The organism is Nostoc sp. (assembly GCF_036917355.1).
Taxonomy (GTDB): Bacteria; Cyanobacteriota; Cyanobacteriia; order Cyanobacteriales; family Nostocaceae; genus Nostoc.
In genome coordinates this window covers 105408-120006 of record NZ_JBALDP010000037.1, presented here as the reverse complement: position 1 = coordinate 120006, position 14599 = coordinate 105408, and the positions used below count along the sequence as shown (strand labels likewise).

The window sequence follows — 14599 nt, the reverse complement described above, 5'->3', positions numbered from 1 at the left end:
TGGGGACTGGGGATTGGGGAATATTTTTCTAATACCCAGTACTTAGTAGTTACTCATCTTCATCGGGTTCTAAATCGTCGGCTGTCAATTCTTGATGGGGGATGGCGGCGATAATCGCATCTATAACTTTCGATACTGGCAATATCTCAATATTCAAGTCAGGAAATTTTGTCCCTTTTGGCACGATCGCTCTTTTAAATCCCAACTTAGCAGCTTCTTTCAATCGCAGTTCCATTTGGGAAACCGATCGCACTTGTCCACCTAACCCAACTTCACCGATTAATACTGTACCGGGATCGACGATGCGATCGCGGAAACTAGCTACAATTGCGATCGCTATTCCTAAATCTACCGCTGGTTCTTCCACATTCAACCCACCCGCAGAAGCAACGTAAGAATCTAACTTGGACATGGGAATTCCCACTCGTTTTTCTAAGACGGCGAGAATTTGCACTAGGCGGTTGTAGTCTACGCCAGTTCCAGCCCGACGAGGTGAAGGGTAGCTGGTGGGACTCACCAAAGCTTGCAATTCTACAACGATGGGGCGAGTGCCTTCGCAAGCAACCACAATGGCAGTACCTGGCGCTGGATCGTCACGATTGCCTAAAAATAGCTCTGAGGGATTGGAGACTTCTCGCAATCCATCTGTCACCATTTCAAAGATACCGATTTCGTGAGTTGCGCCGAAGCGGTTTTTGACTGTGCGTAATAATCGATGCGAGGCAAAGCGATCGCCTTCAAAATACAACACTGTATCGACTAAATGCTCTAAAACTTTTGGCCCCGCGATCGCTCCTTCTTTGGTGACGTGTCCCACAATCAGCATGGTGACATCTTCGTGCTTTGCCACCTTCATCAGTGCTGCTGTACACTCCCGTACCTGAGCTACTGAACCTGGTGCAGAAGTCAGTGCTGGAAAAAATACCGTTTGGATACTATCAATCACCGCCACGTTTGGTTTGAGAGAGTCTATTTCTCGCAAAATTTCTTCTAAATCTGTTTCTGGCAGTACATATAAATCTGCACCTATACTGTCAGGGTCTATGGGTAATGTAGGATCTACTACTACTGTTACCTTCTCCTCATTAACCACGCTTAGGGGTTTTGATACTCCCAAACGGGAAGCTCGTAATTTTACCTGCTGCCCTGATTCTTCACCAGTGACGTAAAGGATGCGGTATTTCTGTGCTAATTGATTAGATACTTGCAACAATAAAGTCGATTTGCCAATACCTGGATCGCCACCAATCAGTACCATAGAGCCAGGGACAACCCCCCCACCAAGGACTCGATCTAATTCTCCATAACCAGACTCCCAACGAGCGATTTGGCGATCGGTAATTTGATCGAATGTTAAAGAGGCTCGCGCTTTAGCTGGTTTATTGTGAGATTTGCCATTGCCTTGAGCGGATTGCCAACTACTTACCCCCCCTCGACTGGGTACATCTACTGAGGATTGAATAGAAATTTGTTCTTCTAGAGAGTTGTAAGTACCGCAAGCTGGACACTTACCAAACCACTGGGGCGATTCTGCTCCACATTCGTTACAAGTGAAAAATGTTTTTGGCTTTGCCATTCTTAAATCTTATTAAATAATCTTAATATTTACTTAATTCTTGAAAAAAACTAAAAACTAATAATAGTGGTATTTAGAGCTTTTTCCAAATCAATTCATGGAATGATATCTTAATATTATGGTATTAAAAATTAATCATGTAAATTTTTAGTCAAGGAGCCTAGAGAAACTTGGAAAGCCATAAAGAAAAAATCTTGGTGGTAGACGACGAAGCCAGCATTCGCCGGATTTTGGAAACACGCCTTTCCATGATTGGCTACGATGTAGTGACGGCTGGCGACGGGGAAGAAGCTTTGGAAACTTTTCGCAAAACTGAACCTGACCTGGTAGTTTTAGATGTAATGATGCCAAAGCTAGACGGCTATGGTGTATGTCAAGAATTACGAAAAGAATCAGATGTCCCCATTATTATGCTAACAGCCTTGGGTGATGTCGCCGATCGCATCACCGGATTAGAATTGGGTGCTGATGATTATGTAGTTAAACCATTTTCCCCCAAGGAGCTAGAAGCCCGGATTCGCTCGGTGCTGCGGCGAGTAGATAAAAACGGAGCTTCTGGAATTCCCAGTTCTGGGGTAATCCATGTCGCTAATATTAAAATCGATACGAATAAGCGACAAGTCTACAAAGGCGATGAGCGCATTCGATTGACGGGTATGGAGTTCAGCTTGTTAGAGTTGTTAGTCAGTCGCTCTGGAGAAGCTTTTTCTCGTTCGGAAATTTTGCAGGAAGTATGGGGTTATACACCAGAACGTCATGTGGATACCCGCGTAGTAGATGTGCATATATCACGTTTGCGGGCAAAATTAGAAGACGATCCTAGCAACCCAGAATTGATTCTCACTGCACGGGGTACTGGTTATCTTTTCCAGCGGATTATTGAACCAGGAGAGGAGTGAAAATAGTTAAGAGTGAGGAGTTAGAAGTGAGGAGTTAAAAACTTTCTTCAACTCATAACTTATAACTCATAACTTTTCATAAGGATGACTAAACCCGATCCTAATCTAGTTTTGCGGCGTCTACCCATTGTCGTGGGTGGGCTAGGCGCTGTACTTTTATTGATTAACCGTTTATTAACACCGGAATTAACCCAGTCTCAATCGCGTGGTGATGTAGTGGGCGTGATTTTGAGTGCGGTGTTAATTTTAACGGGTTTAATTTGGCAGCAAGTTCAGCCGCGATCGCCTGATACTGTAGAACTAATTGGAGAGGAAGGTTTTGTACTTGCAGCAGATTTACCCGAAGCCGTAAAAACAGAGCTAGCCTGGGCATCTCATTTATTGTTGACTAATACAGTAACGCGATCGCTTGTGGTTTTTTATCAAGGTAAAGTTTTATTGCGTCGCGGGATTTTGGGTACTAAATCTGAAGTTGTGCCAGGAGTAATCTTAAAACAGGTACTCGAAAAACAAAAGCCGATTTATCTAGTTGCTCTAAAAATATATCCAGGTAGGCTTGAATTTGATTATTTACCAGAAAATACTCAAGGTGTAATTTGTCAACCTATTGGCAACCAAGGTGCATTAATTTTAGGAGCAAATGCTCCTCGAAGTTACACCAAACAAGATGAAAACTGGATTGCGGGAATTGCTGATAAATTAGCCGTTACTCTTAGTAGTTAGATTGTCAGCTAGTTTAAAAACCAGCCAATTTTAGTGAGACAAGGGGCTTAAGCCCCTTGTTTGGGAGCAAGCTCGCACCTAATCGGTATTAGCAAGTCATTTAGTATCACAAGCGTATTTTAAATTTAAAAATTAAATCTAAAATCTAAAACTTAAAATTCAATTACCAAGAAGTCAAAAAATTCCAACCTTCCTTTTCTTCTGGTGTCTTTCCTTCTTTTTCTTCTAGTTCTTCCGGTATCTTTAAATTTGTCTGTTGAATTAAATTATCATAATCTCCTGAATCAACCCATTTCAATAATTCGCCAGCCCGCATAACTACCCAAGAAAGCCCGGATTCTGTATAGCTTAATATTTTGGTGACTTTATCCACACTATCAAAGTTATTGGATGCAAACTCACGGGCTTGGATGAGAAAATCTTCAATTACAGCAGTAGTCAAGTACTCATCTGGTAAACCCGCGAGTTTCATCAGTGTAGTAGTTGCTACGTCGATATCCTGACAAGCAAGCAAAGCAGCCCGATCGGCAGTGAACCTAGCCATCATCCGCCAATTATACAAACCTAGTTCCATTCCACCAGCTACCAAGCCACCGACTCCCAGTGTGGTACTGCTCAACAAATTTTTCAACGTTGGCATAACAATTGCCATTTGGTGATAAACCATGTGCTGACTCTTGATGCGAGCGATTTCGTGTCCGAAAACGTAAAGCAACTCATCCGAGTCAAGCCACTCCATTGCATCTAAATTAATACCGACAAGGGGTTTTTCTACGCCAACAATGTAGGTTTCAATGTGACCTGTACCTCGAAATAGATATAATTCAGGAAGTGGAGCAACATCAAGAATCTGGCAGGTTTCTACAAATGCTTGATGTAATTGGGGAAAATTACGGGGCGAAATTCTGATTTCACTACCAAGGCTTTGCAGTCTAAGTAGGCGATCGATGCCGTATTCGTTAATTTTTTTGAGTAGCAAGGAAACACCGGGCATATTTTGCAAGGAAGCCAAGGCTTTGCGATCGAAGGGGTGTTCGTAGGCTTCGGAGCTTAGTCCAGTTAATATTTTTCTCGTCATTGGTTTTGAGCTTTTAAATAGCAGTTTAGAAGCATTAGCAAACTTGCACCACAGTGTACTAAGCATTTCTCGCTATCTTACCCAAATAGAATATACAGTAGGGGTGCACAGATGTGCGCTCCTATGAGAGAATTTGAAAATTTACAATTAATCTATGCAAATTATTTATTGGCTATTAATTGCCGTAATGGTTGTGGGTATTATCGGTGCTGTAGTTCCAGCTATTCCTGGTAGCAGCTTAATTTTAATTGCAATTATTATCTGGGGAATCGTTAGTAGTTCCTTTGCAGCTATAAAAATTCCACTAATTGTGACAATTATAGTTTTACTGCTCAGTGTCGGAGTAGATTTTTTAGCTAGCTATGTGGGAGCAAAACAAGCTGGAGCTAGCAAGTGGGGGCAAATTGGCGCAATTGTTGGTTTGGTGGTAGGATTTTTGGGATTATTGCCAACTTTACCTTTTGGGGGACCACTGTTAGGAATTTTACTAGGGCCGCTTTTGGGAGCAATTATTGGTGAGTACCTGTACCGACGTGAATTTGGGTTGGCAGTTAAAGCAGGTATAGGAATTGTAGTTGGATCTTTGGTTGGAAATTTGATTCAAGGGTTGTTAGCGATCGCCGCAGTTGTAGTTTTTGTTGTAACAACCTGGCCACAGGTATTTGGCTCATAGCATTTGAAAAATCCGACAGATTTGAGAACAGCATTAATAGCTAGCAATTAGCTATTTGTTACAAACAATTCAATTTGATCGCAAAGACTATCCATAGTAAACAAATACAGTGGTTCCTCCCATTTCTTCTATGAGAGGAACCGTTTTACTAAATATTAGACCTCTTGCAAAAATATATTTTTGCACTCTTAGGGGAAAGGGAAAAGGTTAAAGGGAAAGGATTTTGAGTTTTTTTACCCTTTTCCCCCGCCCCTTATCCCCAGAGGGGGCCTCACCTTCCCCTTTACCCCGACTTTTGCAAGAAGTCTATTGGCAACTAGAAAGATAGATACACTGCATACTCTATTGATATAAAAATATGGTTTGTCAATATTCAGTATAAAAAAATACTTTCGCTTGCTACTACGTAAATAGTTTTTATTAAAGTCAGAGCTATTGCCAATAATTTAAACCCTAGAGAGTAAGAGATATACGAAGCGCAGATATGTAAGAAATTAAAATTTTATGAAGACTCTTTATTAGTTGAAGATGTGATGAAGACCACTCAGTAAATATTGCAGGTTCTAAGTCTATGTGATTTTATGGAGATAAGAAATACATCACGCAAGTTTTGCTTTCACTGACAGTATTTTAAATAGATTACTGATAGTAAAAGTCAAGCAATCAATTTCTCTGTTCCAGATTATTATTAGGACTCTCAAAGGCTCATGATTAATTTTAAATCTAAATTACTAAACGCTACTCTGGCTGCTAGTTTTGCAATCCCCTTAGCAACTGCTGGGATGTTTACATCTGCTGGTTCGGCTCAAGCTGTAACCCTGAACGGAAGTATTGGTCTTACTGGTACATCTGTCGTTCCTAATGATGGAATCAATCCACCTACTACTAGTATTAAATTTGTCGATGTTGATGGTATTGATACTGATGGTGATTTTGCAGCCTTCTCACCCAGCTTATCAGGCACAGGTATTACCATTAACACTCTAAATTTAACCAAGATAGCTAATATATCAGGCACAACAGCTACATATTCTACAGGCGTTTACACTCCGTTCATTAATTTCGGATCGCAAACCTTGGGTAGTACTACTGCACTTCTCACCTTTGATCTAGATGATTCTGTAGTTACCAGAACTCGGAAATCAGCTACCAACATTAATGACGTAATATTGGATGGGATTACGGGTAAATTTAATTTCAATGGAAAAACTATTGGAATTGGCAATTTGGGTGCTTCTCTTAATGGAAAAACAAGCGAGTACCACTTAACTCTCGAAGCAGTTAGCGTTCCTGAGCCAACCACAATGCTAGGTTTAGGTTTAGTTGGTGCTGGCATGATTGTGTCTCGCCGTCGCAAAAGTATCCTTCAATAGTCCTATCCTAAATATAAAAAAGTTACTTTTAATTTCTAAAAGTAACTTTAATTGATCTATTCGATCTGGCTGGAATGCAAAATTTACCAACCAGGTCGAATTTTTTCTGCTGCCAGACAAATCTATATTAAAGGTGAATTTTCTTAACCTTAGATAGACTTAAACTGACTGTAAAGAATTTTTGGCTTCACTTGCGATCGCATCTACTTCATCATTCGCCAGAATTTCTAATATAGATTTGGCTTCTGGATTACCTAAACGAGCCAAGGCTTGTACAAGTCTGTAACGAATTTGCCAATCTGGATTGGTAGCATAGGGAGCCAACAGAGGAACTGCTTGTACATCTCCCAAGTCACCCAAAGAACTAATAGCAGCAGTTTGGACTAATTCGTTTTCTGATGAAAGTGCCTCTTTGAGTAGTTCAAAGGCTCGCGGATCGCCCAACTCTCCTAATGTAGCAATAATACTGAATTGTATTAGCCATTCCCCAGTTGTATGATAAAGCTGCTGTAAATCTTCAAAAGCTTCACTTAATTTTAGAGCGCCTAAACAGTCTGCTGCTGCTGCTTGTACATCTACTTCGGAGTCATGAAGTAAGCGATCGCGCAAGATATCCAAGGATAATTGTAAATCTTGGGTTCCGAGTGTATCCATTTGACTCACTGCTGAGTAACGGACACGGGAATTACGATCGCCAATAGCACTTTGAATTAATTCAAAGCCAACCGCAGGTTCCAATTCGCGGATTTGATTTACTGCACGTAAGCGATCGCCTAAATCCTCAGAACTGAGCAATTGCTTAACAGACTCCGGAGTAATACTCATTTAGTTATCCTTGATTTTCAAATGTATAAAAAACAGCCATTAGTTAATACTCAAGGGTCAAAAAACTCTTGAGTATTAACTAATGACAACTGACTAATCTTGACTAGCAGCCATTGCCCGAATAATATCACCACGAGTGAGAATACCAATTACTTGACCTGTACTCTCAAGTACTGGCAAGCGGTGAACGCTGCGATCGTGCATGATTGTAGCTGCTTCTCTTAAAGTTTTATCAGGGGAAATAGCGATCGGGTTTTTACTCATCACCTCCCCGACGGTTTGCCCTAGAGCTTTGTGCAAATCACGGTCATACGTAGCAGGATTTTTTAAATAGATAACACTATCAAGAAACATAATGTACGCAGGTGGAGTAACACCAGTTTCTTGCCACATCAAATCGGTTTCCGAGATAATGCCCACCAATTTACCGAGATCGTCCACAACAGGTAGTCCGCTGATATGGCGTTCTGCGAGAATTTGGATAGCTTCCTTGAGTGGAGTTTCCTCCCGGACAACAATAGGATCGCGGCTCATCACATCGGCAACGGTTTTAGGCATTTATTTGCTGACACCTTAAATCAAAGTCCCTGCGCCTATTGTAGAAAATTGCGGGACTCAACCTGATGCAATTAATAGATTGTTACGGGATTAGTCATTGGTCATTGGGCATGGTTATTCTCATTGTCCCCTTGTCTCTCCCAGCTCGCTCTGCTTCTTTGCTAGTCCTCAGTCACTTTTAATGCAGCAATAATTTGGGTATTTGCTTTCGGAAAAGTAAAATGCTCCAGTTCTTCCAAACTTACCCAGCGAATTTCATCGGATTCTAAAGGTTGGGGGACACCTGTAAGATGGCGGCAATGATGTACTGTGAGGGTAACGCGCAAGTTTGTATAACTGTGGTCAATAGTAATCAGATGCTTTCCCACTTCAATTACTATTCCCAGTTCTTCGGAGATTTCCCGTTGAATACATTCTTGGATGGTTTCACCAGGCTCTATTTTACCGCCAGGAAATTCCCACAAACCACCCATTGCTCCTTCTGGACGACGGCGGTCAATTAAAATTTGCTTTTGGTCATTCCAAATTACTGCAACACCAATGATTTTATGGGGCGGGAAAGAACTGGTTTCACTCATAGTTTAATAGGGAGTAGGGAAATAATTCCTGAATTTTGATTCTTGACTAATAATAAAACTCGGCAGATTAGTTGTAACTCTGCCGAGTTTATATCTATTGCAAAGGTAAGCTAGCACTGTTCGTTTCTTCACAAACGTGCATTAATCATTTATAAATACCCCTCTAATATCGTGTCAAGTTAAAGACCTATTATTCAGACCGCAGAAGCTTAGAGACGAGGAATTTTTATGCTTTCCGTATAGGAGGTTGAGGAGTTATAACTAACTAGCCTGACATCATCTAATTGATTGAATTAATTACAGGACTTGACAGAGAAGCGAAATCAAAGACTTCGCGTTTCTCTGCGTTTAAATTTCATCCTGAATTCGTCACTATTTGGATATTTTCAAAAAACTTACAAAAAACTTAGCTGAGGTATAATCGGGAATTAGCGCCAAAGATTTCGCAGAGACTTATTTTCAATTTGCATCGCCGTAACTATGACTAGCTATTAGCCCAACAATATTGATTGAATTTCCCAAATTTTACATTTCTAGTCAATTTCGCTGTTGTCGGTTTCAGAGCCTTGTAGGGCCATTTCAAAATTCATTCTCTGTTCAGCGTTACGCAAGAAATAACCACTAATCATCGCAGAAGCAAGAAGCCTACCTAAATTTTCCCGATTTGTGGTTACAGTAACACCAAAGTGTTCTGAAGGTAGATTACCTAATAGTCCTGTAATATTTCGTTCCATCACCTGAAAGACTTCGGCAGACGTGGGTTTGGATAGCTGGGTAACTGTCTCTGGACTCAAAGATTTAACGTACTGCCATAGTAAATCGTTAGTTTCTGCTTCGCTATTAAAAAATTCTGAGACGCGATTGGATGGGTTACTCATTTTTTAGCTCCTTAACTACCACTACTAGCTGCGGTGCTTGTGATTTGAATATTAAATGTCTGTTTTGGATTTGACTTAGTTCTTTTGTCTTCCTGTCAACTAATGTAACAGCCTAGCGTAAGAGTGGAAGTAGGTGTAACCGTACCAAAGTCAGCGTATTTTCTCACCCCAATAAATAGGTGAGGAGTGGGGAGTTAATTACAAACTCATCACTCCTAACTTCTAACTTGCCAAATATTCATCCATGTTGGCTTTAGACTTGCGAAGTTTGCTTAAGGCTTCCCGTTCAATTTGTCGGACTCGTTCTCTACTGATATTCAATATTTCACCAATTCTAGCCAGAGTCAGGGCTTGCCCATCAGTTAAGCCAAAGCGCAGTGTGATTACTTCCCTCTGTTGTGGCGTTAGATCGCCCATCAGGCGATCTAAGTCATAAGATAGGGAAGATTGCATAACAAACTCTTCAGGAGAAGCGCCTGGATCTTCCAGCATTTCTCCAAGTTCGGTGTCGTAGTTATCACCCAACCGCAAATCCAAGGAAAGAGGCAAACGCGCCTTTTCTAAATACTCTCGTACTTGTTTGGGGGTCAATTCTAATTCTTGAGCTAGCTCCCCAGCGGTAGGAGCGCGTCCCAACTTTTGAGACAATTGACGCTGTGCCTTTTTAATCTTATTTAATTTTTCAGTGATATGGATCGGCAGCCGGATAGTACGAGCTTTTTCGGCTATTGCACGAGTAATCGCTTGCCGAATCCACCAATAGGCATAAGTAGAAAATCTGTACCCTTTGGTGGGGTCAAACTTTTCTACGCCCCGTTGCATACCAATACTACCTTCTTGGATCAAGTCCAGTAAATCGACGTTACGCTTGATGTATTTTTTAGCAACGGAGACTACCAGCCGCAAATTGGCTTCTACCATCTTGCGCTTGGCTATTTCACCATCTGCGATCGCTTCGTTCAGCTCTGCTGGTTCTAGATTTGTTGCTTTGGCCCACTCTTCTAGAGTCGGTTGACGATCTAGCTGGGTGGCAAGAGATTCCCTTGATTCGTGCAAAGCACAGGAACGTTGCACCTGTTTACCATAGAAAATCTCTTCCTCGTGGGTTAATAGTGGCACACGGCCAATCTCACGCAGGTAAGTCCGCACGAGGTCTGTGGCTGTCTGAGCGGTCTTCATGGCGCTACTCTTTGGTAATGATGGGGTTGGCGGTAGGGTCATTAAGGGATAGATGCTTTCTTTATTTATTAGGGTGCTACCCAGTCAGACTGGGAACCTGTACTATGGTTTGCAACTTACACGCCTGAGAAACTCGGCTGCTCATAAATAATCAAATTTAGGCTTCTTAACTGCTAAAACTACAGTTATTTCCTACTTTTCACAAGTATCTACAGTTAGATAAAAGGTTGCTTTTTAAACATTTTTTATGAAAGTCCTATTAACAATTGTAACATTTATGAGAAGATTTTGGCTAGATGGTGACATGAAATTTCCTGGCTTTTCCAGTTCATGTAACGTTGCCCTTTATCTTAAGGCTGACTAAAAGTCAATTTAAGAAATTATCTGGTTCAAACAATTTTCCTCATATTTGTTAAAGTATCTCAATGAGAACTATATTCATTCTCTTCTAACAATTGTTTAATTTTTTCTGGGAATTAGGCATTGGACATGGGGCATTGGACATGGGGCATTGGACATTAGTTATTAATTATTCTCCTCTGCTCCCCTGCTCCCCTGCCCCTCTGCTTCCCTACACCCTCGCAATAGGGCAGTACTCTTGAATGGTTTTTACATCCAAAGTCGTATTTTGTAAGGAATGGATGGCGGCGACGGTCGCTTTTGCACCGGCGATGGTAGTAATGATGGGAATTTTGTAAGCTAAGGCTGTGCGGCGGATTAACCTAGCATCAGTCTGGGCTTCTTCCCCGGAAGGTGTGTTGATAATAAGTTGAATCTTCTTGTTTTTGATTGCATCAAGGACGTGGGGACGACCTTCATGGAGTTTTAAGACTAATTCAATCTTTAGCCCCTGTTCCAGAAGAACTCGGCGTGTACCAAGGGTAGCCATCACTGTAAAGCCCAAATCGATAAATTCCTTCACCACAGCACTTGCAGCAGCTTTATCGCGATCGCTCATTGATACAAATACAGTTCCACTTAGTGGTAAACGCTCCCCAGCACCCATTTCCGCTTTGGCAAAGGCACGGCCAAAGTCGCTGTCAATCCCCATCACCTCACCAGTGGATCTCATTTCTGGGCCCAATATTGTATCAGTTCCTGGGAATTTATTAAAGGGTAATACAGCTTCTTTTACAGCAATGTGAGTTGGGATGACTTCTTCGGTGAAATGTAGCTCCTCTAGGGTTTTACCCGACATAATTAAGGATGCTAATTTCGCTAACTGTATGCCCGTAGCTTTAGATACAAAGGGTACTGTGCGGGAAGCACGGGGGTTAGCTTCTAGAATGTAAACTTGGGGAGAATAGCTGCTTGCACCGACAACGGCAAACTGAATATTCATCAACCCCACGACTGACAGCGCTTGTGCTAGCTGCACCGTCCAAGTGCGAATTTGATTGAGAACTGCTGGTGATAGGGAAATGGAAGGTAAAGAACAAGCGGAATCTCCTGAGTGAATCCCTGCTTGTTCGATGTGTTCCATGATGCCACCAATCACCACCCGTCCGGTACAATCGGCGATCGCATCGACATCGACTTCAATCGCGTTTTCCAAAAACTTATCAATTAAAATTGGATGTTCTGGTTCCACTAGTACCGCAAAGGTCATGTAGCGTTCCAACTCAGCATCGGAATAAACGATTTCCATTGCCCGTCCCCCCAACACATAGCTAGGACGCACCACCACCGGATAGCCAATGCGTTTAGCAACAATCAGCGCATCTTCGTAACTCCGCGCAATACCATTAGGCGGCTGGGCGATATTCAACTGTTGGAGAATCTTTTCAAACCGTTCCCGGTTTTCTGCCATATCGATGGAATCGGGTGATGTACCCCAAATTTTAGTCAGCAGTCCTGATGTGTCATTGTTAAGAAACTCTTGTAATGGGATAGCCAACTTGAGCGGTGTTTGTCCGCCAAACTGGATAATCACCCCAACTGGATTTTCAGTCTCAATGATGTTAAGAACATCTTCTTTTGTTAAAGGCTCAAAGTAAAGGCGATCGCTGGTATCGTAATCTGTCGAAACTGTCTCTGGGTTGGAGTTGACCATAATCGTCTCATACCCCGCTTTCTTCAAAGCATAAGCGGCGTGACAACAACAATAATCAAACTCAATTCCCTGTCCGATGCGGTTGGGACCACCACCCAAAATCAACACTTTTGGCTTGCTTGCTGGCAAAACCTCTGTTTCTTCTTCGTAGGTAGAGTAGTAGTAGGGGGTAAAGGCTTCAAACTCAGCGGCGCAGGTATCTACGGTTTTATAAACTGGGATGATTCCTAATGATTTGCGGTAGGCGCGAACTTCATCTTCGGTGGTTTTGGTTGCATAGGCAATTTGGCGATCGCTATATCCGTCCCGCTTCACTTCATAAAGTTGCTCTTTTGTCAATTGCTGCAAAGGTGTCCGCTTGAGGAATTTTTCGATATCTAGCAGTTGCTGAAATTTATCTAGGAACCACGGGTCAATACCAGTCAGTTCGTAAATTTCCTCAGCACTAATTCCTAGTTGCAAGGCATGGCGCACGGAGAAAATGCGATCGGGGTTAGGTGTCCGCAGTTGGGCGCGAATTTGTTCGCCACTGGGTAATTTTTCGGCTCCATCACAACCCCAACCAGCGCGACCGGTTTCAAGCGATCGCAGTGCCTTTTGAAAGGATTCGTTGAACGTCCGCCCAATTGCCATTGCTTCCCCGACAGACTTCATTTGGGTTGTCAGCACTGGGTCAGAACCGGGGAACTTTTCAAAGGCGAAGCGGGGGATTTTTGTCACCACATAGTCAATTGTCGGCTCAAATGACGCCGGAGTTTTCTTGGTGATATCATTTTTAATTTCATCCAAGGTGTAGCCCACAGCCAATTTTGCAGCCATTTTGGCGATGGGGAAACCCGTGGCTTTGGAAGACAAAGCTGAACTGCGGGAAACGCGCGGGTTCATCTCAATTACAACCACATCCCCATTCAGCGGATTGACAGCGAATTGAATATTAGAACCGCCAGTTTCCACACCGATCTCGCGGATGATTTTAATTGCCATATCCCGCAGCCTTTGATATTCTTTATCAGTGAGGGTTTGCGCAGGAGCGACGGTAATAGAGTCCCCTGTGTGAATGCCCATCGGGTCAAGGTTTTCGATGGAGCAGATAATCACCACATTATCTGCCAAGTCACGCATCACTTCGAGTTCATATTCTTTCCAGCCGAGTAAAGACTGGTCAATGAGAATTTGCGAAACGGGGCTGGCATCTATACCTACCTGTGCCATTTCTTCAAATTCTTCTTGGTTGTAAGCAATGCCGCCGCCACTTCCACCCATTGTGAAAGCTGGACGAATAATTAGGGGATAAGTACCAATTTGGCGAGCAACAGCTTTGGCTTCTTCTAAAGATTCAGCTGTATCGCTGGGGCACACAGCTACCCCAATTCTTGCCATTGCTTCACCAAACAGTTTTCGATCTTCGGCTTTTTCGATCGCTGGTAGTTTAGCGCCGATTAACTCAACACCATACTTTTCCAACACACCATTTTTGGCTAAAGCAACGGCAAGATTGAGAGCGGTTTGTCCTCCCATTGTTGGTAGTAGAGCATCGGGGCGTTCTTTTTCGATGACTTTTTCGACCAATTCCGGCGTTAGCGGCTCAATGTAAGTGCGATCGGCCGTTTCCGGGTCGGTCATAATTGTTGCAGGGTTGGAGTTGACCAAAACCACTTCATAGCCTTCTTCTCGGAGCGCTTTGCAGGCTTGAGTGCCAGAGTAGTCAAACTCACAGGCTTGTCCGATCACAATTGGACCAGAACCTAACAGTAGAATCTTCTGGAGGTCGTCACGGCGGGGCATAGTCGTTGCCTTGGAATACGAGAATAGAAATCCTGATCATTTTAAGGGTCTTTACCCCCTCTGGTGCTTTTTATTATTAAGTTTTCTAAGTTTGATGACAGGACGGGAGCGGGGAACGAGGAGCAGGGGGGCACACTTCGACTGCGCTCAGTGACCAGGGGGCAGGGGAAAATAACCAATGTCTAACGATTATTTTGTATTTTTAATTTTATTTAATTATGATCCTCAAATTTCTAAAGCTTTTGCGAATCTTTATTATTTAATCTGATAACTCTTGCGATAAATGATGATTTATTTTGGTATTTATCTGTCTGCTTATTTATACATAAATAGATTACTTAGATAAAAATTTATCTTAACTAGCTAATTGCTAAATATTTTCAACGTTAAATATTATATAAATATGTTTACTTAGATTAAA

The 14599-nt window shown here is 42.3% G+C and carries 12 protein-coding genes; 4 read left to right on the top strand and 8 right to left on the bottom strand.

Translation table 11 applies throughout. From position 1 onward, the window contains the following. Positions 1 to 49: 49 nt before the first annotated feature. On the bottom strand, positions 50 to 1576 hold the full coding sequence (radA, locus tag V7K53_RS11170) for a DNA repair protein RadA (protein ID WP_163937562.1): 1527 nt from the start codon (positions 1574 to 1576) through the stop codon (positions 50 to 52). 170 nt (positions 1577 to 1746) lie between these two features. On the opposite strand from radA, the gene rpaB reads away from it, so the two are divergent. After that, the gene (rpaB, locus tag V7K53_RS11165) at positions 1747 to 2475 is read left to right on the top strand and encodes a response regulator transcription factor RpaB (RefSeq protein WP_012412029.1); all 729 of its coding nucleotides are present in this window, start codon (positions 1747 to 1749) and stop codon (positions 2473 to 2475) included. A gap of 84 nt (positions 2476 to 2559) precedes the next feature. Then, positions 2560 to 3198, top strand: coding sequence for a cofactor assembly of complex C subunit B (locus V7K53_RS11160; RefSeq protein WP_335197571.1), 639 nt, complete (start codon positions 2560 to 2562; stop codon positions 3196 to 3198). A gap of 163 nt (positions 3199 to 3361) precedes the next feature. Here the strand turns inward: V7K53_RS11160 and V7K53_RS11155 are convergent, their stop codons facing one another. Beyond that, positions 3362 to 4276: a M48 family metallopeptidase gene (locus V7K53_RS11155; RefSeq protein ID WP_335197570.1), complete on the bottom strand. Its 915-nt coding sequence runs from the start codon at positions 4274 to 4276 to the stop codon at positions 3362 to 3364. 154 nt (positions 4277 to 4430) lie between these two features. Here V7K53_RS11155 and V7K53_RS11150 point away from each other — a divergent pair, with 154 nt between their 5' ends. Both V7K53_RS11150 and V7K53_RS11145 read left to right on the top strand, forming a co-directional pair. Then, complete coding sequence (locus V7K53_RS11150; protein ID WP_194042414.1) at positions 4431 to 4949, top strand: DUF456 domain-containing protein; 519 nt, start codon at positions 4431 to 4433, stop codon at positions 4947 to 4949. Between the two features lie 707 nt (positions 4950 to 5656). Then, positions 5657 to 6322, top strand: a complete 666-nt coding sequence (locus V7K53_RS11145) for a PEP-CTERM sorting domain-containing protein (RefSeq protein ID WP_335197569.1) — start codon at positions 5657 to 5659, stop codon at positions 6320 to 6322. Between the two features lie 159 nt (positions 6323 to 6481). Here the strand turns inward: V7K53_RS11145 and nblB are convergent, their stop codons facing one another. The 6 genes from nblB to carB form a co-directional block, all read right to left on the bottom strand. Further along, positions 6482 to 7147: a phycobilisome degradation protein NblB gene (gene nblB, locus V7K53_RS11140; RefSeq protein ID WP_335197568.1), complete on the bottom strand. Its 666-nt coding sequence runs from the start codon at positions 7145 to 7147 to the stop codon at positions 6482 to 6484. Between the two features lie 93 nt (positions 7148 to 7240). Continuing rightward, positions 7241 to 7705: a CBS domain-containing protein gene (locus V7K53_RS11135; RefSeq protein ID WP_190938738.1), complete on the bottom strand. Its 465-nt coding sequence runs from the start codon at positions 7703 to 7705 to the stop codon at positions 7241 to 7243. 161 nt (positions 7706 to 7866) lie between these two features. Further along, a complete protein-coding gene (gene mutT / locus V7K53_RS11130) occupies positions 7867 to 8283 on the bottom strand; it encodes an 8-oxo-dGTP diphosphatase MutT (RefSeq protein ID WP_335197567.1) in 417 nt (138 codons plus the stop codon). A gap of 533 nt (positions 8284 to 8816) precedes the next feature. Further along, positions 8817 to 9161: a DUF760 domain-containing protein gene (locus V7K53_RS11125; protein WP_322698271.1), complete on the bottom strand. Its 345-nt coding sequence runs from the start codon at positions 9159 to 9161 to the stop codon at positions 8817 to 8819. 222 nt (positions 9162 to 9383) lie between these two features. Then, positions 9384 to 10340, bottom strand: coding sequence for an RNA polymerase sigma factor, RpoD/SigA family (locus V7K53_RS11120; protein ID WP_292734295.1), 957 nt, complete (start codon positions 10338 to 10340; stop codon positions 9384 to 9386). 571 nt (positions 10341 to 10911) lie between these two features. Next, complete coding sequence (carB, locus tag V7K53_RS11115) at positions 10912 to 14178, bottom strand: carbamoyl-phosphate synthase large subunit (protein ID WP_335197566.1); 3267 nt, start codon at positions 14176 to 14178, stop codon at positions 10912 to 10914. Between the last annotated feature and the right edge of the window lie 421 nt (positions 14179 to 14599).

Bases quoted from the DNA above. Each gene is read 5' to 3' on its own strand.
- radA (WP_163937562.1), bottom strand. From the start codon at position 1,576: ATGGCAAAGCCAAAAACATTTTTCACTTGTAACGAATGTGGAGCAGAA.
- V7K53_RS11160 (WP_335197571.1), top strand. From the start codon at position 2,560: ATGACTAAACCCGATCCTAATCTAGTTTTGCGGCGTCTACCCATTGTC.
- V7K53_RS11155 (WP_335197570.1), bottom strand. From the start codon at position 4,276: ATGACGAGAAAAATATTAACTGGACTAAGCTCCGAAGCCTACGAACAC.
- V7K53_RS11150 (WP_194042414.1), top strand. From the start codon at position 4,431: ATGCAAATTATTTATTGGCTATTAATTGCCGTAATGGTTGTGGGTATT.
- V7K53_RS11145 (WP_335197569.1), top strand. From the start codon at position 5,657: ATGATTAATTTTAAATCTAAATTACTAAACGCTACTCTGGCTGCTAGT.
- nblB (WP_335197568.1), bottom strand. From the start codon at position 7,147: ATGAGTATTACTCCGGAGTCTGTTAAGCAATTGCTCAGTTCTGAGGAT.
- V7K53_RS11135 (WP_190938738.1), bottom strand. From the start codon at position 7,705: ATGCCTAAAACCGTTGCCGATGTGATGAGCCGCGATCCTATTGTTGTC.
- mutT (WP_335197567.1), bottom strand. From the start codon at position 8,283: ATGAGTGAAACCAGTTCTTTCCCGCCCCATAAAATCATTGGTGTTGCA.
- V7K53_RS11125 (WP_322698271.1), bottom strand. From the start codon at position 9,161: ATGAGTAACCCATCCAATCGCGTCTCAGAATTTTTTAATAGCGAAGCA.
- V7K53_RS11120 (WP_292734295.1), bottom strand. From the start codon at position 10,340: ATGAAGACCGCTCAGACAGCCACAGACCTCGTGCGGACTTACCTGCGT.
- carB (WP_335197566.1), bottom strand. From the start codon at position 14,178: ATGCCCCGCCGTGACGACCTCCAGAAGATTCTACTGTTAGGTTCTGGT.